Genomic DNA, 21,919 nt, shown 5'->3' with positions numbered 1-21,919 from the left:
CCGTCGGTCGTGCCACCGTCCGTGGTCCCACCATCGGTGGTCCCGCCGTCGGTCGTGCCACCGTCGGTGGTCCCGCCGTCCGTGGTCCCGCCGTCCGTGGTGCCACCATCGGTGGTCCCGCCGTCCGTCGTACCACCGTCGGTCGTGCCACCGTCCGTGGTCCCACCATCGGTGGTCCCGCCGTCGGTCGTGCCACCGTCGGTGGTCCCGCCGTCCGTGGTCCCGCCGTCGGTCGTGCCACCGTCGGAGGTGCCGCCGCTGTCGACGCCACCCGGGTCGCCGCCGCCGTCGGTCGTGCCGGCCGACGTGTCGTTGATGCCGAGGCCGACATCGACGACGCCCGTCTCCACGGACACGCCGATACCGGCGGCCTGGGCGGCGCCCGCGATGGTCAGCGAGGCGCCCGCGGCGATAACCGCACCGGCCGCCACACGTGCCACGCGGATCCGCGTCTTTTTGGTCATCTGCTTGCTACCCCCAGTAGCTGATACGTCAGTGGTGCAGCGTCCGGGGCCGCGGCCGCTGGGGGGCCGTGCTCGCCGCCCCCGGTCTCACGCGCCCCGGATATACGCATGCCAAGCGTCAGAGTTCCCGGTTTTCATATACGCGTCAAGGTCGTTGCGCGTGCGATGACCGATATCGCGGGAGTTGTCCGGCGTGCGGGGATGCAACTGTGACGTAAAAGGGAACTGCCGCCCACCGGACGGCAGTTCCCTTGTCGACAAAGCGCGAATTTACTTGTCCTGCTGCTTGCGCCAGCGAATTCCAGCTTCCAGGAATCCGTCGATCTCCCCGTCCAGCACACCCTGCGGATTGCCGACCTCGAACTCCGTCCGCAGGTCCTTGACCATTTGGTACGGGTGAAGGACATAGGAACGCATCTGGTTGCCCCAGGAGTTGCCGCCGTCGCCCTTCAGAGCGTCCATCCTGGCCTGCTCCTCCTGCCGGCGGCGCTCCAGCAGCTTCGCCTGGAGGACGTTCATCGCGCTCGCCTTGTTCTGGATCTGCGAGCGCTCGTTCTGGCAGGAGACCACGATGCCGGTCGGGATGTGCGTGATACGGACCGCGGAGTCCGTGGTGTTGACGCCCTGACCACCGGGGCCCGACGCGCGGTACACGTCCACGCGCAGCTCGGACTCGTCGATCTCGACATGGTCGCTGGACTCCACGACCGGCAGCACCTCGACGCCCGCGAAGGACGTCTGGCGGCGGCCCTGGTTGTCGAACGGCGAGATACGGACCAGGCGGTGGGTGCCCTGCTCCACGGAGAGCGTCCCGTACGCGTACGGCGTCTTCACGACGAAGGTGGTCGACTTGATGCCGGCCTCCTCCGCGTACGACGTCTCGTAGACCTCGGTGCCGTAGCCGTGCCGCTCCGCCCAGCGCAGATACATCCGCTGCAGCTGCTCGGCGAAGTCGGCGGCGTCCACGCCACCCGCCTCGGCGCGGATGTTGACCAGCGCCTCGCGCTCGTCGTACTCGCCGGACAGGAGCGTACGGACCTCCATCTCGTCCAGCGCCTTGCGCACCGACTCCAGCTCGGCCTCCGCCTCGGCGCGCGCCTCCGCGTCGTCCTCGGACTCGGCCAGCTCGAACATCACTTCCAGGTCGTCGATGCGCCCGCGCAGCGCCTCGGTCTTGCGGACCTCGGCCTGGAGGTGCGACAGCTTGCTGGTGATCTTCTGCGCCGCCTCGGGGTCGTCCCAGAGGGACGGCACCGCGGCCTGCTCCTCGAGCACGGCGATGTCGGCCCTCAGCCTGTCGAGGTCCAGGACGGCCTCGATCGACCCCATGGTCGAGGAGAGGGACTTCAGCTCTTCGGATACATCGACGACTGCCACGGCACCAGCCTAACCCCTAATTTTTGAGGGCTCGGCTCGCCTCCGGGGCGCCGGCTGTGCCCGTCAGCGGCCTCCGGCCGGGCCCGGTCACCCCGTGTCCAGGGCCTAGGGCACCGGGGACGTGGTCTGTTTCGAGTCCCGCGGGGTGCCGCCCGTGCCGTCGCCGCCGAGGGTCAGCCAGCCGCCCACGCCCAGCGCCGCGATCAGCAGGACCGCCGCCGCGCCCAGCGCGATCCGGCGCTTACGGACCGCCTCCGCCTTGTGCCGGGCGCTGCCGGGGCGGCGCTGGCCCGGGGAGCGGGGCGCGCGGGCGGTGCCCCGGGCGCCGCCCGCCAGCTCGTCCGGGGCCGGGACGCGCATGCTCGTATGCGTGTCCCGGTTGGAGTCCGGGGCCGCGCCGGGCACCAGCGGGACCGAGCCCCTGCGGCGCGGCTCCTCGGCGGCGGTGCCGGGAGCGGATTCCCAGGGGCGCGGCTGCTCCGTGGGCTCCGCGTCCGGCTCGTCCACGTCCAGCGGCGGGATGCCCGCGAGGAGCGGAAGCTGCTCGCGCAGCCGCGCGGCCAGTTCCGAGGCGCGCAGCCGGGACGCCGGGCCCTTCGCCAGGCACTGGACGAGGAGCTGCCACAGCTCCTCGGGGATTCCGGGCAGCGGGACGACGGTCTCGGTGACATGGCGGCGCAGTACGGCCCCGGGGTGGCCGCCGCCGAACGGGGTGAACCCGGCGAGCAGCTCGTACAGGACCGTGGCCAGCGCGTAGATGTCGACGGCAGCGCGCGGCGGCAGGCCCTCGACGATCTCGGGCGCCAGATAGTCGGGGGTGCCGATGATCTTGCTGGCCTTGGTGCGCCGGGGGGTGTCGATCAGCTTGGCGACGCCGAAGTCGGTGAGCAGCGCGGGGTGCGCGCCGCCCGGGCCGAGCGGGCCCTCCATGTCGAGCAGGATGTTCTCCGGCTTGACGTCGCGGTGGACGACCCCGGCCGCGTGCGCGGCGGCGAGCCCGTCCGCGACGTCGGCGACGATCGCGACCGCCGCCTCGGGGGCGAGCCTGCGCTCACGGTCGAGGCGGGTGCGCAGGTCGGTACCGCGGATCAGATCCATCACGAGCGCGAGGTCGTTGCCGTCCACGACGAGGTCGTGGACGGCGACCACCCGGGGGTGGTCGAGCCCGAGCAGGGCGGTGCGCTCCTGGACGAAGCGTCCGACCAGCTCCTGGTCGGACGCGAGGTCCTCGCGCAGCAGCTTGATGGCGACCGGGCCGTCGGGCCCCTCGCCGAGCCACACCGTGCCGGCGCTGCCCCGCCCCAGGATCTGATGGGCGGTGTACCGGCTGCCGATATTCCGTGCCAAGACTGCTCCCTCAGCGGCTGGCGTTGCCCATCAAAGTACGCGGAAGTCGGGGCGCTCCGTGCCCCGGTCGGCGCCAACTCCCGCCGCCGACTGGGGCAATGAGGCGATCCGAGCGGATATGTCCCCTCGGATCACCCGTGCCGCACATCGGCCCGGGCCAGGACCGGAGCCGAGGTCTGGCACGCTGCTGCCCCTCCCGGCAAGCTTTGCCGGTCGTGGCGCTAGTCGCTGATCCGGGAAAACCAGTCCGTCACCTTGGCGATCCCGTCGCCGATCGCCGACCAGTAGCTCTGCCCCTCGGCGATCCAGCCCTGGAGCGGGGTCAGTTCCCAGACGAGCCAGCCCGCGATGACCAGCAGGACGATCGTGAAGAGACAGCCCTTGAGGCAGCCGAGGCCCGGGATGTGCATGGGGTTGGCGCTGCGCTGCCGGGGCGGGCGCGGCTCGCGCGGCTGACGGGGCGCGGGCTGCTGGGGCGGCGGTGCCTGGGGCGGCGCGTACTGCTGTTGCTGCGGGGCGTAACGCTGCTGCTGGGGCTGGTGTTGCTGCGGGGGCGGCGGAGGCGGCGCGTACCGCTGCTGCGGCTGACGCTGCTGGGGCGGCGGAGGCTGCTGCCGGGGGCCCTGCGGCCGCTGCGGGCGGCGGCGCAGCGGGTCCTGGCTGGGGTCGAGGTACTGGACCTGGGTCTGCTCGTTGCGGTCCCGCGCGGCCTGCAGCTGCCCCTGCCAGGGGTGCGGCCCCTCGGGGTCCTGCGGTACGGGCGGCATCATCGCGGTCGGGTCCGCCGCGCCGGGGCCGCGCCCGGCGCCCGGTCCGGTGGAGGGCATGACGCTGGTGGGCGCGGCCGGGTCGTACGAGGCGGCGTTGCTCGGCAGGACCTGCGTCGGCTCGGCGTCGCCGCCCGCCGTGCCGGGTACGGGCGCGGGCGACGGGTCGGGCGCGAGCAGGGCGGCGACCCCCAGCGCGGCGTCGACCTGGGCGGGCGTGGAGTGCACTCCGACCCCGGCGGCGACGGTCCGCAGGGCGCGGGCCAGGTTCTCCGCGCTGGGCCGCTGGTCCGGTTCCTTGCGCAGGCAGCGCTCGATGACGGTCCACAGCGGCTCGGGCACGGTGGTGGGGCGGCGGGGCTCCTCGCTGAGGTGGCGGTGGAGCACTTCGAGGGCGGTCGCGCCGGCGAACGGCGGCTGCCCCGTGACCAGTTCGTACAGCAGGATGCCCGCGCCGTAGATGTCCACGGCGGAGGTCTGCGGGCGGCCCTCGGCGGACTCCGGCGCGACATAGGCCGGGGTGCCGACGAACTCGTGGGTGCGGGTCAGCCCCGGGGAGTCCGCGAGGCGCGCGATGCCGAAGTCGGTGAGCATCGGATGCAGCCGCTCGCCGTCGTTCCGCAGCAGGACGTTGGCGGGCTTGAGGTCGCGGTGGACGACGCCGTCGGCGTGGCTGGCGGCGAGGGCGTCTGCGATCTGGGCGGTCAGCAGCGCGGCGGCGACCGGGGTGAACGGGCCGTTCTCGCGCAGATACCGGTGCAGGTCGGGGCCGTCCACCAGGTCCATGACGAGCGCGAGGAGATCGCCCTCGACCACCAGGTCACGGGTGCGGACGATGTTGGGGTGGGTCAGGCGGAGCAGGACGGAGCGCTCGCGCAGGAAGCGCATCACCACGTCCGCGTCGTTCGCCAGCTCCTCCTTGAGGACCTTGATCGCGACGGTCTCGCCGGGCTGGCCGGCGACGGCCGCCTCGGCCCCCGCCGTCTCCCGCTGACTCGCTCGCCAGACGGTGCCCGTGGCGCCGCGTCCGATCGGCTCATCGAGCAGGTACTTGCTGCCTACGGGCCGCACGTCATGGCTCCCTGCTGATCGTGGTCGTCTCGCTGGTCGTGATCATCATCGCCCGGCGGGCCGGGCCTCCGACCCACTTTAAACCGGCCGGTCGGCTCCCCGGTCAGGACGCCGGTCAGAGGCCTGGTCAGGGGATGGCCGGTGAGGTGGCCGGAGAGGTGGCCGTGGGGCTGGATGCTGCTTCTTGATCGGGTCGGACCGGGTCGGATCGTGTTCGAAAGGAAGACGCACGCATCGTACGGCTGGTTGCCGCACCGCGCGGCCGACGACATCACACCCGGTCCCAACCCGCCGCGAAGAAGCGCCCAAGCAGGCACTTTTACGCCAACAGCCGACTATTCAAGATCACTTGTTGCCGGTACCCGGGCGTGTTGTCAGTGGCAGGTGCGAAGATGCCCTCAAGCACGTGACGTGTGGAGTGGGGGAATCTCGCCGCCCCGTGCCGACCTGTACCGGACGACGCGTCCGTGCGTGGCGTGGGGGGAGATCACCGTGCTTCCCCCTCTGCCGGGCACCCCGCGCAGAAGGGACCGCTGACGGCGATGCAGATCCGGCTGACCGTCCTCGCGCCGCGTGGCGGCCATGCCGCCGGGCGCTCCTGTGACGTGCTCGTCACCGCCCCGGCGGGCACGGCGCTGGCCGCCGTCGCCGCCGCCCTCGCCACGGCCGTCTCGGGCCCCGACGCGCCCGGCACCGTCGTCCTCTACTCCGGCCGCGAGCGGCTCGACGCGCAGCGCTGCGCCCTGGGCGAGCCGCCGCTGATCGACGGCGCGGTGCTCTCGCTCCAGCTCCCGGGCGAGACGGAGGTCCCGACGGAGGACGCGCCCGCCCAGCTCCACGTGGTCGCGGGCCCGGACGCGGGCGGGGTGCATCTGCTGCACGGCGGACAGATCCGGATCGGCCGCTCCGCCGACGCCGATGTGCCGCTGGACGACCCGGACGTCTCGCGGCTGCACTGCGCGGTGACGGTCGCGGAGGACGGCGGGGTCACGGTCGCGGACCTGCAGTCGACGAACGGGACGACGCTGGAGGGCGTCCGGGTGGGCCCCCGCCCGGTCCGGCTGGCGCCCGGCGCGCTGCTGCGGCTCGGCGAGTCCGCGCTCCGCCTCACGGGCGGGGAGCGCACGGCCGCGCTGGCGACGGCGGCGGACGGCGAGGGCCACCTGCGGATCACCCGCCCGGAGACCCGGCGCGCGGACGGCGCTCTCGGCACTGACCGCACTGCCGACACGGGCCGGGATCCGTACCCCACCGGGGGCCGGGCCGCGGGCTCCGCCCCGGGAGCGCTCCCGTACGGCGACGCGCCGGGCGACCCCGACGACCGCGGAGCGGCCGGCCGCGGCGGTCCGGGGCCGGACACCGCGCCCGGCGGCGGCACCCGCGGCCGCCACGCGGGCGGCGGCCGGGCGCCCGGCGCGTACGACGCGGGGCAGGCGGGCGCCTCGACCCGGATCCCCGGCACGCAGTACGACCGCGGGCGGTTCGAGCAGGCCGGGCACGACCGGCGCGACGGGCACGACCCGCGGGACGGACAGGACGGGCAGGAGAGGCGCGACGGACACGACGGGCGGTACGACACGGGGCGGTACGACGGCCACAGCGCCTCCCGCCCCGAGTACGGCGGCTCGCAGTACGGCAATCCCCCCGGCGCCCCGCGCGTGCCCGACCCGCGCAGCGCCGACACGCACTACGGCCGCACCCCGCTGCCCGGGGTGGACTCCGAAGCCCCGGGCGCCACGCGGGACAGCGGGCACAGCAGGCCGGCGGCGGCCGACCCGGGCGCCGGTCCCGCGGCGTACGAGGAACCCCGGCCGCACAGCAGGACACCGGGCTCCCGCCGCCAGGAGACGCCCCCGCGCGGCACCGAACCGCCCGACCTGGCGGCCCGCCGCCGCGGCGGCATAGGCGCCTGGGCGCGGCGGCTCGCGGGCAGCCGCGGCGAGGAGCTGCCGGAGACGGCGCCCGGCCCCGCCGGTCCCGCCACCGCCGCCGGACGCGGCCTCTCCCCCGAGACCTGGCCCGATCCGGCCACGGTGCTGCTGACCGCGCTCGGCCCGGGCCCCCGGCTGTGGGAGCGGGGCAGCAGGCACGCCGAGGCGCTCGCCGTCCGGCTCGGCACCGCCGACCGCCCGTCCACCGACGGCACCCGGCCGTTGCCGCTCGTCCCGGTGACGGTCGGGCTGCGCGAGGCCGGATCGCTCGGTATCGCGGGCCCCAGGGAGCGGCTGACGGGGCTGGCCCGCTGGACGGTGGCCCAGCTCGCCGCGCTGCACGCGCCCGCCGATCTGGAGATCGTGCTGATCAGCGCGGACCGGGCGCGGAGCCTGGCCGAACGCAAGCAGGACTGGAGCTGGCTCGGCTGGCTCCCGCACGTCCGGCCGGCCCACGGCCAGGAGTGCCGGCTGCTCCTCGCGTACGACGCGGACCAGGCGACCGCGCGGACGGACGAGCTGACGCGCCGGCTCGACGACGGGCCGCTCGGGCCCGGCTGGGCCTCGGCCGACCCGTGGACGGTCACGGAGGCCGCCGCCCGCCACGACGGCCCGTACACGCTGGTGATCGTGGACGGCGACCCCGGTTCCGCCGCGCTGCGCGAGACGACGGCACGGCTCGCGGGCGGCGGCGCCGCCGCGGGGATCCATCTGCTCTGTCTCGCCGAGACGGAGTCCGCCTCCCCGCTCTCGCCGATCGCCGCGACCTACGAGACGGCGTGCGCCGCCTCGCTGCCCTTCCGCGAGTGCGGGGCCGTCGCCCTGCTGAGCGGCGATGTGGCCACCACGCTGCGGCTGCTGCGTACGGCGGTCGGACAGCCCGCCGGGCACGGCACGCTCGCCGTGGTGGACGCCGTCTCACCCGCCTGGGCCGAGCGGTTCGGCCGGGCGCTGGCGCCGCTGCGGGCCGCCGGGAGCGGCCGGAACAGGCCCGCCGCCGCGCTGCCGCGCTCGGCGAGGCTGCTGGACGAGCTGGGGCTCGCCCGCGCCACCCCGGCCTCGCTGATGGCCCGCTGGGCGTCGGCCGCCGACCGCACCCTGGACTGCACGGCGGTCCTCGGGGCGGGGCCGCGCGGCCCGGTGAGCGTCGATCTGACGGAGGAGGGCCCGCATCTGCTGATCGAGGGCCCGGCGGGCAGCGGCCGTACGGAGCTGCTGCGCTCCATCGCCGCCTCCCTCGCCGCCGGGGCCCGCCCCGACCGGCTGGGGCTGCTGCTGGTCGACGGCGCCGGGGGCGAGCGCGGCGAGGGGCTCTCGGTCTGTACGGAGCTGCCCCACGTGACCGAGCATCTGGTGGCGTCGGACCCGGTCCGGATGCGGCAGTTCGCGCAGGCGCTGGGCGGCGAGCTGAAGCGCCGGGCGGAGCTGCTGGGGCGGCTGGACTTCACGGAGTGGCACAGCGGCGCGCGGGACGGCGTACGGGACCACCGGGACGCGCAGGATCCGCGCTCCCCGCGCGAACCACAGGACCCACGGGACCCGCAGCAGGTCCAGGAGCGGCTGGTCAGCCAGCGCGGACCGAGCACGGCCGAACAGCGGGCGAACGACACGCTGGGCGGCGGCACACTCAGGCTCCGCCACCCACAGACCAGGGAACAGGGCCGGGACCAGTCCAGGGAACAGCCACGGGACCAGGCCAGGGACCAGTCACGGGAGCAGACCCGGGAACAGCCCCGGGAGCAGGACCGGAGCCGCCCCCGGACCTCCGCCCGGAGCGCGGAGTCCGCCCCCCTCCCCCGCCTCGTCGTGCTGGTCGACGACTACGAAGCGCTGGTCGCGCCCTCCCTCGGCAGCCCCGGCCGCCCCTCGGCCGGTTCCGTCGTACGCGCCCTGGAGGCCGTCGCGCGGGACGGCGAGCGCCTCGGGGTCCATCTCGTGGCCGCCTCGGCCCGCCCCGAGCGTACGGTCGACACGGAACTGGCCCAGGGCGCGCGGCTGCGCGTCGTGCTCGACGCGCCCCCGGCCGCGCCCGCGCCCGACGATCCCGCACCCGGCCGGGGCAGGCTCGGCCATCCGGACGGCCGGGTCACCCCGTTCCAGGGCGGCCGGGTCACCGGCCGCATCCCGCGCACCGCGACGCAGCGGCCGACGGTCGCGGTGGTGGAGTGGGAGCGGATGGGCGATCCGCCGGCCCGCCGGCCCGTCCGCGAACTGGGCAACGGGCCCACTGACCTGGCGCTTCTCGCGAGCGCGCTGGAGCGGGCCGCCCGCTCCGTGGACGCCGTACCGCTGGCCCCACTGACCCCCGCTCACCCCTGAGTCGCGGGGACATCCCGAAAGATCATCAGACCGCCCGCTTTGGTCCGCGGGGCCACGTCACGAGCCCATCACGATAGAGACGTTCACCCCCCATCGGCTATTGCGGCCCCTCGTCACCCGACGTAGGACTGTGCCCACGGGACGAGAGCAGCGCCGCTACGTCATGCCGCGTTGCCCGGGTCCCACGCGCGTAGATCCGTACGCATACGGGAGAGAAACGGGGCAGTGATGCGCACAACTCGCAGAGCATCCAAGGCGCTTGGCAACAGCGACTTCGGTGGCCGCAGCGGCGGCCGGTCGGTCCGCGGGACCCGCCGGGCCGCCGTCGCGCTCGCCGCGGTCGGCGCCATGGCCCTCAGCGGCTGCGGCGGCGGTTCCGGAGACGGTGACGACGACGGCAAGGGCTCGGGCGACAGCACGGGCAAGCCGGCCGCGGTGACGGTCGAACTCCCCAAGCTGGACGGCGAGAAGATCCAGGTCGCCGCCGTCTGGACCGGCGCCGAACAGGCCAACTTCACCAAGGTTCTGACCGAGTTCGAGAAGCGGACCGGGGCGACGGTGACCTTCGTGCCCGCCCAGGACCCGATCGTCAACTTCCTCGGCACGAAGATCGCGGGCGGCAGCCCGCCCGATGTGGCGATGCTCCCGCAGGTCGGCGCCATCCAGCAGGCCGTGGAGAAGAAGTGGGCCAAGCCCGCCGGCCCGGAGGCCAAGGCGCAGCTCGCCAAGAACTACGGCAAGGGCTGGCAGGACCTCGGCGCGGTGGACGGCGAGCAGTACGGCGTGTACTTCAAGGCCGCCAACAAGTCGCTGGTCTGGTACAACAACGCGGCGTTCGAGAACGCGGGCGCCTCGGTCCCGAAGACCTGGAAGGAATTCCTCGCCACGGCCGAGACGATCTCCGCCTCCGGTGTCACCCCCGTCTCGGTGGGCGGCGCGGACGGCTGGACCCTCACCGACTGGTTCGAGAACATCTACCTCTCGCAGGCGGGCCCGGAGAAGTACGACCAACTCGCCCAGCACGAGATCAAGTGGACCGACCCGTCAGTGAAGGACGCGCTCACCACGCTCGGCGAGCTGTTCGGCAAGCCGAACCTGATAGCGGGCGGCACGGACGGCGCGCTCCAGACGGAGTTCCCGGCCTCCGTCACACAGACGTTCACCGGCGGTGACCAGCCCAAGGGCGCGATGGTCTTCGAAGGGGACTTCGTCGGCGTCAACATCGGGGAGACGGACGCGAAGATCGGTACGGACGCGAAGGTCTTCCCGTTCCCGGCGGTCGGCAGCGACTCGCCGGTGGTGACGGGCGGCGACGCGGCCGTGGCGCTGAAGGACACCAAGGGCGCGCAGGCGCTGCTGACCTTCCTGGCCTCCACGGACGCCGCGCGGATCTGGGCGGAGTCGGGCGGCTTCATCTCGCCGAACAAGTCGCTCGACGTGGCCTCGTACCCGAACGACGTGCAGCGTGACATCGCCAAGGCGCTGATCACCGCGGGCGACGACTTCCGCTTCGACATGTCGGACCAGATGCCGCAGTCGTTCGGCGGTACGCCCGGCAAGGGCGAGTGGAAGTCCCTCCAGGACTTCCTGAAGAACCCGAAGGACGTGGCCGGGGTCCAGCAGGAGCTGGAAGCCGCCGCGGCCAAGGCGTACAAGAGCTGACGCGGTGACGACGGCGAACACGGGAGGCGGCACACCGCCTCCCGTGTCCACGACAGACCCGGCGGATCCGTCCCAGGCCCGTACATCCCGTACGTCCCGCAAGGGCGGCCCCAGGAGCGTCACCGGCACGCGCAAGCTCGTCGCGGCGGGCTTCCTGCTGCCCGCGCTGGTGCTGCTGGGCGCGCTCGTGGTGTATCCGATCGGCTTCTCGGTCTACCGGTCCTTCTTCGACAAGTCCGGCGCGAACTTCGCCGGGCTCGACAACTACGTGGAGCTGTTCACCGACGCCACCATCCTGACCGCCGTCAAGAACAACGCGATCTGGGTGGTGGTCGCCCCGACCGTCGCCACCGCGCTGGGCCTGATCTTCGCCGTACTCACCGAACGGGTGCGCTGGGGAACGGCGTTCAAGCTGATCGTCTTCATGCCGATGGCGATCTCGATGCTCGCGGCGGGCATCATCTTCCGGCTGGTGTACGAGCAGGACCCGGCCCGCGGGGTGGCCAACGCGGTCTGGGTCGGGGTCCACGACACGTTCAGCGAGTCGGCGGGGTACCCCAAGGCGCATCCGCTGCCGGTGCATCCGCTGAAGGCGGGGGGCGGCGGCTCGTTCGTCACCAAGGAACCCGTCTCGGCGGGTACGGAGGTGCTGCTGCCGCTGGTCGGCGTCGCCCCGGCGAAGATGCCCTCGGACGCGGAGCCCGCGAAGGCCGCGAAGTCGGAGGACGGCCGGGTCACCGGCACGGCGTGGCTGGACTTCACCCCGGGCGGCGGCGGGAAGCCGAACGTCATCGACCCGAAGGAACTGGGTCTCAGGAGCCTCAAGGTCGAGGCGGTCAAGGACGGCAAGGTCGTGGCCTCCGCGACCGCGGGCGCCGACGGCACGTTCAGCCTGCCGGCCGCGGCCGATGGGGCCCAGCTCCGGCTCCCCGCGGCCAACTTCAAGGAGCCGTACAACGGGGTGGAATGGCTCGGCCCCACCCTGGTCACACCGGCCATCATCGGCAGCTATCTGTGGATGTGGGCCGGGTTCGCGATGGTGCTGATCGCGGCGGGGCTCGCGAGCGTGCCGCGGGAACTCATGGAAGCGGCCCGGGTGGACGGCGCGACGGAGTGGCAGGTCTTCCGCCGGATCACCGTGCCGCTGCTGGCCCCGGTCCTCGCGGTCGTCATGGTGACCCTGATGATCAACGTGCTGAAGATCTTCGACCTGGTCTTCATCATCCCGCCGGGGTCGTCCCAGGCCGACGCGAACGTGCTGGCGCTCCAGCTCTACCGCTCGTCGTTCGGCACGGACGCGGATCTCGGGGTCGGCAGCGCCATCGCCGTACTGCTGCTCCTGCTGGTGATCCCGGTGATGCTGTTCAACGTACGGCGGATGCGAAGGGAGACGCGACGATGACCACGACGACGACGTCGGACGCGGCCCCCGGCGGCGGTGGCGGCCCGGCGAAGGCGAAGCCGGGCGCGGCGGCGCGGACGGACCTGGCGAAGGAGTCCCTGGGCAGCCGGATAGCGGCGCGCGCGGGCGGCGGCGCGGTACGGGTCTTCCTCGTCCTGGTCGGCCTGTTCTGGCTGATGCCGACGATCGGCCTGTTCCTCTCCTCGCTGCGCGACTCGGCGGACATCAACGCGAGCGGCTGGTGGCAGGTCTTCACCGCGCCCGCGCAGCTGACCACCGAGAACTACACGCGGCTCCTCGACAACGACATCATCACCAACTCGCTGCTCTCCACGATCCTGATCACCGTCCCCTCGACGCTCCTGGTCGTGGTGATCGGCTCGCTCGCCGGATACGCCTTCGCCTGGATGGACTTCCCCGGCCGCGACTGGTGGTTCCTGGCGGTCGTGGGGCTGCTGGTGGTCCCGGTACAGGTCGCCCTCGTACCGGTCGCCGAGCTGTTCGGCGCCATCGGCATCTTCGAGACGACCTTCGGCGTGATCCTCTTCCATGTCGCCTTCGGTCTGCCCTTCGCGATCTTCCTGCTGCGCAACTTCTTCGCGGAGATCCCGAGGGAGCTGCTGGAGGCGGCGCGGCTCGACGGCGCGGGCGAGATACGGCTGTTCACCCGGGTCGTGATGCCGCTCGGCGGGCCCGCGATCGCCTCGCTCGGCATCTTCCAGTTCCTCTGGGTCTGGAACGACATGCTGGTGGCGCTGATCTTCGCGGACTCGAAGAACCCGCCGATCACGGTCGCGCTGCAGCAGCAGGTACGGCAGTTCGGCAACAACATCGACGTACTGGCGCCCGGCGCGTTCGTCTCGATGGTGATCCCGCTGGCCGTGTTCTTCGCGTTCCAGCGGCAGTTCGTGCAGGGCGTGATGGCGGGAGCCGTCAAGTAGCACCGCGGCAGCGGGCCTTGCCGGGGAGAGGGGCCGGCCGTCATCCACGGGGATGGCGGCCGGCCCCTCGCCACGACGGGGGTACGGGGAGAGCTGGGGCCGCCCGGGGCGCGATGCCTGCTTCCGGGGGCGGGAGCCCTCATGCTGATGGGTACCTGCCGAGAGGAGCGCATCATGTCGTACCCGGAAGACTTCGCGTACCCGCCGCCCCGCTACCACGGCGAGAGGGGCGAAGTGAACGCGACGTTCCGCCCGGCCGCCACCCCGCCGGACATCGTCTCGCCCGGCGGCTCCACGCACTATCTGGCCACCCAGGCGTCGACCGGCGGTGAGTTCGGCCTGTACAAGGTGGAGCTGGGCGCGCGGTCCGCCGGGGCCAGGACCCACTTCCACAAGGCGATGTCGGAGTCCTTCTACATCCTCTCCGGCGCACTGGAGCTCTACGACGGCGAGAGGTGGGTCACCGGCCGGGCGGGTGACTTCCTTTACGTACCGGTGGGCGGTCTGCACGCCTTCAAGAACGTGACCGACGAGCCCACGTCCATGCTGCTGCTCTTCTCCCCGGGCGCCCCGCGCGAGGAGTACTTCGAGCGGGTCGCCGAGATGTCGCGGCGGGGCGGCGAGGAACTCAAGCAGTTCCGCGGCACGACAGCTACTTCACGGAGGACATCGAGCCGGGCACGGAGTAGCCGCGGCCGGGCGTGAGTAGCCGCAGGCGGAACACTGCCGGGCGGCCGGGCACGGGCCTCAGCGGCTGAGCGCCGCGACCGCCGAGGCGGCCAGATCGTCCAGATACCCCGGGGGCAGTGCGCTGCGGACGACGACCAGCCGCCAGTAGAGCGGCCCGACGATCAGGTCGAGCGCCCGGTCGGCGTCCGCGCCCCCGGGCAGCTCCCCGCGCTCGACGGCCTCGCGGACGATCACGGCGGCGATGCCCCGCTGGCCGTCCAGCAGGGCCGCCTTGATCGCGTCGGAGATCTCGGGGTGACGCGCCGCCTCCACCAGCAGATCCGGGATGACCTGCGAGGCGACCGGGTGGCTCAGGGCGTGCGACGCGACTTCGAGCAGGGCGCGCACATCGCCGTGGAGCGAGCCGGTCGAGGGAGCGGGCAGCCCCTGCGCGGCGAAGGCCGAGACCAGGTCGAGGACGAGTTCCAGCTTCGACTTCCAGCGGCGGTAGACGGCGGTCTTGCCGACACCCGCGCGGCGCGCGATGCCCTCGATGGACATCCGGGCGAAGCCGACCGCGGCCAGTTCCTCGAAGACGGCGGCGCGGATGGCGTCGGTCACGTCCTCGCGGAGCACGGCGGCGCCCGCGGGCACGCGCCGGGGGGCGCGCGGGCCCGCCGGAGCTGCGGGGCCCGTGGTGGTACGGGGGTCGGTAGTCATCAGCCCCGAGCATAGCCGGGCCCCGGCGCCCCGGCCACGTGACGACGGAACGGTTGCGTTGCGACGTATCTCCGGCCTACCTTTGGCGTTGCGACGATACGGCATCGTTCCGTCGTCGGGGGTGAGAGAACCGCCCCCGCCACCGGCGAAAGCGACACCTGTGAGCCAGCGCCAGACGATCACAGCGACCTCAGCGGACTCATCGGCCTCAGCAGGCTCATCGGCCTCTCCGACCCCGCCGACCGCCCCGGCCGCCCCGGCCGCCGCAGCCTCCCCGGCCGTCCCGCCCGGCCCCGCGCGGGAGACGGAGCTCGGCGCCCTCGCCCGCCGGCACGGGCTGACCGTGAGCGGCGCCCGCCCCTCGCTCCCCGCCTACCTGCGGCAGCTCTGGTCACGGCGCCACTTCATCACCGCGTTCGCGACGGCGCGGCTGACCGCCCAGTACAGCCAGGCCAAGCTCGGCCAGATCTGGCAGATCATGACCCCGCTGCTCAACGCGACGGTCTACTACTTCATCTTCGGGGTGCTGCTCGACACCAAGCACAACATCCCGGACTTCATCCCGTTCCTGGTGACGGGCGTCTTCATCTGGACCTTCACCTCGAACTCGATCATGGCGGGCACCCGCGCCATCTCCGGCAACCTCGGTCTCGTACGGGCCCTGCACTTCCCGCGCGCCGCCCTGCCGATCGGACTCGCCCTCCAGCAGCTCCAGCAACTGCTCTTCTCGCTGGGCGCGCTGGCGGTGATCCTGGTCTGCTTCGGCGAGTACCCGGGCCTCAGCTGGCTGCTCGCGGTGCCCGCCCTCGCCCTCCAGGCCGTGTTCAACACAGGGATCTCGATGGTGCTGGCCCGGCTGGCGGCCAGGACCCCGGACATCTCCCAGCTCATGCCCTTCCTGCTGCGCACCTGGATGTACGTCTCCGGTGTGATGTGGAGCGTGGACCGGGTGACGAAGGGCGAGAACGTACCGCACCTCGTCACGGTGGCGCTGCAGTGCAATCCCGCCGCCGTCTACATCGACCTGATGCGCTTCGCGCTCGTCGAGAGCTTCACCTCCGCCCAGCTTCCCCCGCACGTCTGGGCCCTCGCCGCCGGCTGGGCGCTGGTGGCCGGAGTGGGCGGGTTCCTGTTCTTCTGGAAGGCCGAAGAGGAGTACGGACGTGGCTGATACGTTCACGGAACGCCCCCCGGAGCCGGGCGCCGCTCCCGGCCCGGACGCCGCTCCCGGTCGGAACGGCGCCCCCGAGCCGGTCCCCACCGTCGTCGTCGACGGCGTCCACATCACCTACACCGTCCACGGCACCAAGGGCGGCAAGGGCAGCGCCACCTCCGCCCTGAGCCGGATCCTCTCCCGGCGCTCCGCCCCCGGCGCGCGCGAGGTGCACGCGGTCCGGGGCGTCAGCTTCGCCGCGTACAAGGGCGAGGCGATCGGTCTCATCGGCTCCAACGGCTCCGGCAAGTCGACGCTGCTCAAGGCCATCGCGGGCCTGCTGCCGCCCAGCCGGGGCCGGGTCTTCACCCGAGGCCAGCCCTCGCTGCTCGGCGTCAACGCGGCACTGATGAACGACCTGACCGGCGAACGCAACGTCACCCTCGGCGGGCTGGCCATGGGCATGACGCGCGAGCAGGTCCGGGAACGTTACGAGGACATCGTGGAGTTCTCCGGCATCAACGAGAAGGACGACTTCATCTCGCTGCCGATGCGGACGTACTCCTCGGGCATGGGCGCCCGGCTGCGCTTCTCGATCGCCGCCGCCAAGAGCCATGACGTACTCCTGATCGACGAGGCGCTCTCCACCGGCGACGCCCGGTTCCAGCGGCGCAGCCAGGAGCGCATCACCGCGCTGCGCGAGGAGGCCGGCACGGTCTTCCTCGTCAGCCACAGCAACAAGTCCATCCTGGAGACCTGCGACCGGGCGCTGTGGCTGGAGTCGGGCACGCTGCGGATGGACGGCACGGCGCGGGAGGTCGTCGCGGCGTACGAGGAGTTCACGAACGCCGGCGGGAACAGGAAGAAGTAGTCACGGCGCGCGGCGAGGGGCGCCCGGCTCACCACGAGCCGGGCGCCCCTCGCACATCCTGTCCTCCCCGCGGTCAGCGGTGCGTGCGCAGCAGGGTCCGCATCGTGCGCATCGCGACCGAGAGGTTCGCCAGGTCGAACGCGTCCGAGCCCTGGATCTCGTCGAGCGTGGCACGGGAGCGGCTCAGGATCGCGGCGTTCTTCCGCTCCCATGCCGCGAACCGCTCCTCGGGCGTCGCGCTGCCGTCGCCCACCGTCAGGACGTCCGACGTCAGCCCGGCGTGCGCCGCGTACAGGTCCTCGCGGATCGAGGCGCGGGCCATGGACTGCCAGCGGTCGGCCCGCGGCAGCTCCACGATCCGGTCCATGAGCCGGCTGATCCGCAGCCGGTCGCCGAGGTCGTAGTACACCTCGGCGACGGCCAGCGGGTCCTGCTCCGTACGGTCCGCGATGGCGACGATGTCGAGCGCCGGGAAGACGGACGAGAACCCGGCGACCCGCAGGGCCAGCTCCTCGGGGACCCCGGCGTCGGTCAGCTCCGCGACGATGGCCTGGTACCACTCCAGCTCCGGGCCGCGCAGCATCGTCGGGAGCTGGGCCCAGACCCGCTCGACGCCCGCCGCGAAGAACTCGATCGTCCCCGCGATCTCCAGCGGCTGCGGCCGGTTGCCCAGCAGCCAGCGCGTGCCGCGCTCGACGAGCCGGCGCGAGTGGAGCCTGATCCGGGTCTGGACGTCCGCCGGGACCTGGTTGTCCAGCGCCTCGACGGCGTCCCACACCCCGTTCAGCCCGAAGATCTCCCGGGCCGCGGCCTGCGCCCGTACGATCTCCGCGGTCGACGCGCCGGTCTCCTCGCGCAGCCGGTGCAGGAAGGTCGAACCGCCGGTGTTGACGGTGTCGTTGACCAGGACCGTCGTGATGATCTCGCGGCGCAGCGCGTGTGCCTCGATCTGCTCGGCGAACTGCTCGCGGAGCTGCTGCGGGAAGTACGCGTACAGCAGCGCGCGCAGGTGCGGGTCGTCCGGCAGCTCGGTGTGGATCAGCTCCTCCGCCGCCGTGATCTTGGTGTAGGCGAGCAGCACGGCGAGTTCGGGCTGGGAGAGGCCCTTGCCGGAGTTGAGGAGTTCCCGGATCTGGCGGTCGGCGGGAAGGAATTCCAGCGCCCGGTCGAGGTGTCCGTCGCGGACCAGCCGGCGCATGAAGCGCTGGTGGGCGTGGAGGAGGGAGGGCGCCTGCGCCTGGGCGTTGGCGAGCGCGGTGTTCTGCGCGTAGTTGTTGCGCAGGACGAGCGCGCCGACCTCGTCGGTCATCTCGGCGAGGAGCTTGTTGCGCTGCTTGACGGTCATGTCCCCTTCGGTGACGAGACCGTTGAGCAGGATCTTGATGTTCACCTCGTGGTCGGAGGTGTCCACGCCCGCGCTGTTGTCGATGGCGTCGGTGTTGACGTCGCCGCCCGCGCCGCCCGCGCCGCGCCGGGCGAACTCGATCCGGCCGAGCTGGGTCAGCCCCAGGTTGCCGCCCTCGCCGACGACCTTGACCCGCAGGTCCTCGCCATTGACGCGGATCGCGTCGTTGGCCTTGTCGCCGACGTCCGCGTCCGTCTCGGTGGACGCCTTCACGTACGTACCGATCCCGCCGTTCCACAGCAGGTCGACCGGGGCCTGGAGGATCGCCTTCATCAGCTCGGCCGGGGTCAGCTTGGTGACGCCGGGCTCGATGCCGAGGGCCTCGCGGACATGCGCGTTGACGGGGATCGACTTGGCCGTACGGGGGTGGATCCCGCCGCCCGGCGACAGCAGCCCCTTGTCGTAGTCGGCCCAGGAGGAGCGCGGCAGCTCGAAGAGCCGGCGGCGCTCGGCGTACGAGGTGGCCGCGTCGGGGCGCGGGTCGAGGAAGATGTGCCGGTGGTCGAAGGCCGCGACCAGCCGGATGTGCTCGGAGAGCAGCATGCCGTTGCCGAAGACGTCACCGGACATGTCGCCGACGCCGACGACGGTGAAGTCCTCGGTCTGGGTGTCGTGGCCGTGCTCGCGGAAGTGCCGCTTCACGGACTCCCAGGCACCGCGGGCCGTGATGCCCATGCCCTTGTGGTCGTAGCCCGCGCTGCCGCCGGAGGCGAAGGCGTCCCCGAGCCAGAAGTCGTAGGAGACCGCGACGTCGTTGGCGATGTCGGAGAAGCTGGCGGTGCCCTTGTCGGCGGCGACGACGAGATAGGTGTCGTCCCCGTCGTGGCGTACGACATCGGCGGGCGGCACGACCTCGCCCGCGACCATGTTGTCCGTGATGTCGAGCAGCGCCGAGATGAAGATCTTGTACGAGGCGATGCCCTCGGCGAGCCAGGCGTCCCGGTCGGCGGCCGGGTCGGGCAGCTGCTTGGCGACGAAGCCGCCCTTGGCGCCGACCGGCACGATCACGGTGTTCTTGACCATCTGCGCCTTGACCAGGCCGAGGATCTCCGTACGGAAGTCCTCCCGCCGGTCCGACCAGCGCAGCCCGCCGCGGGCGACCTTGCCGAAGCGCAGGTGGACCCCCTCGACGCGCGGGGAGTAGACCCAGATCTCGTAGGCGGGGCGGGGCGCCGGCAGGTCGGGGATGGCCTGGGGGTCGAACTTCATCGACACGTAGCGGTGCTGCTCACCACTGCTGGTCCGCTGGAAGAAGTTGGTCCGCAGCGTGGCCTTGATGAGGGTGAGGAAGGAGCGCAGGATCCGGTCCTCGTCCAGGCTCGCGACCTGGTCGAGGGCGCCGTCCAGCTCCTCCAGCATGGCCTCCGTCAGCTCCGTGCCGGCGCGCTGGCGGCCGGGCGACATGCGGGCCTCGAAGAGGGAGATCAGCAGCCGGGTGGTGTGCACGTTGGAGCGGAGGGTGTCCTCCATGTACTCCTGGCTGAAGGTCGATCCCGACTGGCGCAGGTACTTGGCGTACGCGCGCAGCACCATCGCCTGGCGCCAGTCCAGACCGGCCCGCAGGACGAGGGAGTTGAAGCCGTCGTTCTCCGCGGCTCCGGTCCACACGGCGGCGAAGGCGTGCTGGAAGCGTTCGCGGTCGTCCTCGGTGAGGTAGTCGCCGCCGCCGGTGCCGCCCTGGGGCAGCCGCAGGCCGAAGTCGTAGATCCAGGCGTGGGTACGGTCCGTGCAGCGCAGCTCGTACGGCCGCTCGTCGACGACCTCGACGCCGAGCCGCTGGAGCACGGGGAGGACGGCGGAGAGGGAGACCTGTTCGCCGGTGCGGTAGATCTTGAAGCGCCGCTCGCCGGGGCCCGCGCCGACCGGCTCGTACAGGGAGAGGGAGAAGTCCTTCTCCTTCTGGTCGAGCGCTTCGAGGTGGACCAGGTCGGCGACCGCGGCCCGCGGGGAGTGGTCGGCCTTGTAGCCCTCGGGGAAGGCGCTGCCGTACTTGCGGAGCAGTTCGGCGGCGCGCTCCTCGCCGCACTCGGCGTTCAGCGCCTCGCCGAACGCGTCGGCCCAGGAGCGGGCGGCGGCCACGAGGCGGGCCTCGATCCGGTCCGTGTCGGCGTCGGTGAGCTTGGCCAGCTCGGTGCCCCGGGGGACCCGGACGACGAAGTGCAGCCGGGAGAGGATCGATTCTGTGTTCCACGCGGTGAAGTCGACGCTGGTGCCGCCCAGTTCCTCCTTGAGGATGTCGACCAGCCGCAGCCGGACCCCGGTGGTGTAGCGGTCGCGGGGCAGGTAGACGAGGGCGGAGTAGTAGCGCCCGTACTCGTCCTGGCGGAGGTAGAGCCGCAGCCTGCGGCGCTCCTGGAGGTAGAGCACGCTGGTGACGATGGAGCGCAGTTCGTCGACGGGCGTCTGGAACAGCTCGTCGCGCGGGTAGGTCTCCAGGATCTGGAGCAGATCGCGGCCGTCGTGGCTGTTGGGCGAGAAGCCGGCGCCCTCCAGGACCTCGGCGACCTTGCGCCGGATCACCGGGACCCGGCGTACGGACTCGGTGTACGCGGCCGAGGAGAACAGCCCGAGGAAGCGGCGCTCGCCGACGACGTTGCCCTTGTCGTCGAACTTCTTCACCCCGACGTAGTCGAGATAGCTGGGCCGGTGGACCGTGGCGCGGCTGTTGGCCTTGGTGAGGATCAGCAGCTTGTGCTCGCGGGCCTTGGCCCGGGCGTCGGCGGGCAGCCGGCTGAAGGAGGGACTGACCGGGTGGTCGTCGTCGGCGCCGTGGTGCGGGTCGGAGCGCAGCACGCCGAGTCCGGTGCCGGGGACGGCGGACAGGGCGTCGCTGTCCGTCAGTTGGTACTCGCGGTAGCCGAGGAAGGTGAAGTGGTCGGCGGCGAGCCAGCGCAGCAGCTCGCGGGCCTCCTCGACCTCCTGTTCGCGCAGGTCGTCCGCGGTCGGCTCGCCGGGCAGCTCCTCGGCGATGCGCAGCGCGGCCTCGCGCATCTTCTCCCAGTCCTCGACGGTCTCTCGGACGTCGGACAGGACGCGCAGCAGGTCGGCGGTCATCTGCCGGAGGTCGGCGCGGTCGCTCTCGCGGTCCACCTCGACATGGATCCAGGACTCGGTGAGCGCGTCGTGGGGGCGCTCGGCCGAGGCTCCGATCCCTTCGGGGAGCACCTCGATCAGCTTGCCGGTGACATCACGGCGCACGACGACCTGCGGGTGGATCACGACATGGATGCCGCGGCCCTGCCGGGAGAGTTCGTTGGTGACGGAGTCCACGAGGAAGGGCATGTCGTCGGTGACGACCTCCACCACGGAGTGGCTGCACGTCCAGCCGTTCTCCTCGACCGTGGGGGTGTGGACCCGTACGCTCGCCGTCCCCTGCGGGCGGTTCCCGGCGAGCCGGTAGTGCGAGAGCGCGGCGCCGAGGACATCGGTGGAGTCGCGGCCGGCGAGGTCCTCCGGGGCCGTGTGCAGGTAGTAGCGCTGGAGGTACGCGAGGACCGCGGCGCGGTCGGCGCCGTCCCCGTCCCCGTGCCGGGCGTCGCCCGGACCGCCGCCCGGCCCGGTGCCGTCGGGCCCGGCGGCGGCCGCGTCCTTCCGGAGGCCGCCCCCCAGCCCCCCGGCACCCCCCACCGGGCTGTTCTCAGCGGCCCGGGCCGCCTGTTCGAGCAGCTCGGCCTTGGCTTCGTCCAGCTTGGTCTGCATGTCCTCTGGCTCCTGTCGCGCGCCGTTGCGTGACGTAGGTGAAGGAAGCGACACAACGCCACGACGCGAGGTTTCCGGTCTGGGTCGACGTTATGCCGCGATGAGAGATGTCCGGGGCCTT

At 72.5% G+C, this 21,919-nt stretch carries 11 protein-coding genes and 2 pseudogenes; 7 read left to right on the top strand and 6 right to left on the bottom strand.

Going from position 1 to position 21,919, the window contains the following annotated elements; all coding sequences use genetic code 11:
• From ACFXKG_RS38325 to ACFXKG_RS38310, 4 genes and pseudogenes are all read right to left on the bottom strand, one after another.
• Positions 1-464, bottom strand: a pseudogene (locus tag ACFXKG_RS38325) (hypothetical protein); the annotation flags it as partial.
• Between the two features lie 270 nt (positions 465-734).
• Entirely contained in the window at positions 735-1,841 is a 1,107-nt protein-coding gene (gene prfB, locus ACFXKG_RS38320; RefSeq protein ID WP_384849298.1) for a peptide chain release factor 2, read from the bottom strand.
• Between the two features lie 105 nt (positions 1,842-1,946).
• Positions 1,947-3,188, bottom strand: a complete 1,242-nt coding sequence (locus tag ACFXKG_RS38315) for a serine/threonine-protein kinase (RefSeq protein ID WP_384849295.1) — start codon at positions 3,186-3,188, stop codon at positions 1,947-1,949.
• Between the two features lie 221 nt (positions 3,189-3,409).
• Positions 3,410-5,026, bottom strand: coding sequence for a protein kinase (locus ACFXKG_RS38310; protein WP_384849292.1), 1,617 nt, complete (start codon positions 5,024-5,026; stop codon positions 3,410-3,412).
• Positions 5,027-5,568: 542 nt separating this feature from the next.
• On the opposite strand from ACFXKG_RS38310, the gene ACFXKG_RS38305 reads away from it, so the two are divergent.
• The 5 genes and pseudogenes from ACFXKG_RS38305 (at position 5,569) to ACFXKG_RS38285 (ending at position 13,970) form a co-directional block, all read left to right on the top strand.
• Positions 5,569-9,276, top strand: a complete 3,708-nt coding sequence (locus ACFXKG_RS38305; protein ID WP_384849289.1) for an FHA domain-containing protein — start codon at positions 5,569-5,571, stop codon at positions 9,274-9,276.
• 348 nt (positions 9,277-9,624) lie between these two features.
• The gene (locus tag ACFXKG_RS38300) at positions 9,625-10,938 is read left to right on the top strand and encodes an ABC transporter substrate-binding protein (RefSeq protein WP_384849306.1); all 1,314 of its coding nucleotides are present in this window, start codon (positions 9,625-9,627) and stop codon (positions 10,936-10,938) included.
• A gap of 43 nt (positions 10,939-10,981) precedes the next feature.
• A complete protein-coding gene (locus tag ACFXKG_RS38295; RefSeq protein WP_384849286.1) occupies positions 10,982-12,340 on the top strand; it encodes a carbohydrate ABC transporter permease in 1,359 nt (452 codons plus the stop codon).
• A complete protein-coding gene (locus ACFXKG_RS38290; RefSeq protein WP_384849283.1) occupies positions 12,337-13,281 on the top strand; it encodes a carbohydrate ABC transporter permease in 945 nt (314 codons plus the stop codon). Before ACFXKG_RS38295 ends, ACFXKG_RS38290 begins: the two co-directional genes overlap by 4 nt.
• 174 nt (positions 13,282-13,455) lie before the next feature.
• Positions 13,456-13,970: pseudogene (locus ACFXKG_RS38285) on the top strand (cupin domain-containing protein).
• A gap of 58 nt (positions 13,971-14,028) precedes the next feature.
• Here ACFXKG_RS38285 and ACFXKG_RS38280 read toward each other — a convergent pair.
• A complete protein-coding gene (locus ACFXKG_RS38280; RefSeq protein ID WP_384849280.1) occupies positions 14,029-14,670 on the bottom strand; it encodes a TetR/AcrR family transcriptional regulator in 642 nt (213 codons plus the stop codon).
• Between the two features lie 337 nt (positions 14,671-15,007).
• On the opposite strand from ACFXKG_RS38280, the gene ACFXKG_RS38275 reads away from it, so the two are divergent.
• Both ACFXKG_RS38275 and ACFXKG_RS38270 read left to right on the top strand, forming a co-directional pair.
• Complete coding sequence (locus ACFXKG_RS38275; protein ID WP_384849304.1) at positions 15,008-15,841, top strand: ABC transporter permease; 834 nt, start codon at positions 15,008-15,010, stop codon at positions 15,839-15,841.
• A gap of 112 nt (positions 15,842-15,953) precedes the next feature.
• Positions 15,954-16,694: an ABC transporter ATP-binding protein gene (locus ACFXKG_RS38270; RefSeq protein WP_384849301.1), complete on the top strand. Its 741-nt coding sequence runs from the start codon at positions 15,954-15,956 to the stop codon at positions 16,692-16,694.
• Positions 16,695-16,767: 73 nt separating this feature from the next.
• Here the strand turns inward: ACFXKG_RS38270 and ACFXKG_RS38265 are convergent, their stop codons facing one another.
• Entirely contained in the window at positions 16,768-21,798 is a 5,031-nt protein-coding gene (locus ACFXKG_RS38265; protein WP_384849277.1) for an NAD-glutamate dehydrogenase, read from the bottom strand.
• Positions 21,799-21,919 lie beyond the last annotated feature (121 nt).

Source organism: Streptomyces sp. NPDC059255 (assembly GCF_042752355.1).
Taxonomy (GTDB): Bacteria; Actinomycetota; Actinomycetes; order Streptomycetales; family Streptomycetaceae; genus Streptomyces.
This window is presented reverse-complemented; position numbering and strand designations above follow the sequence as displayed.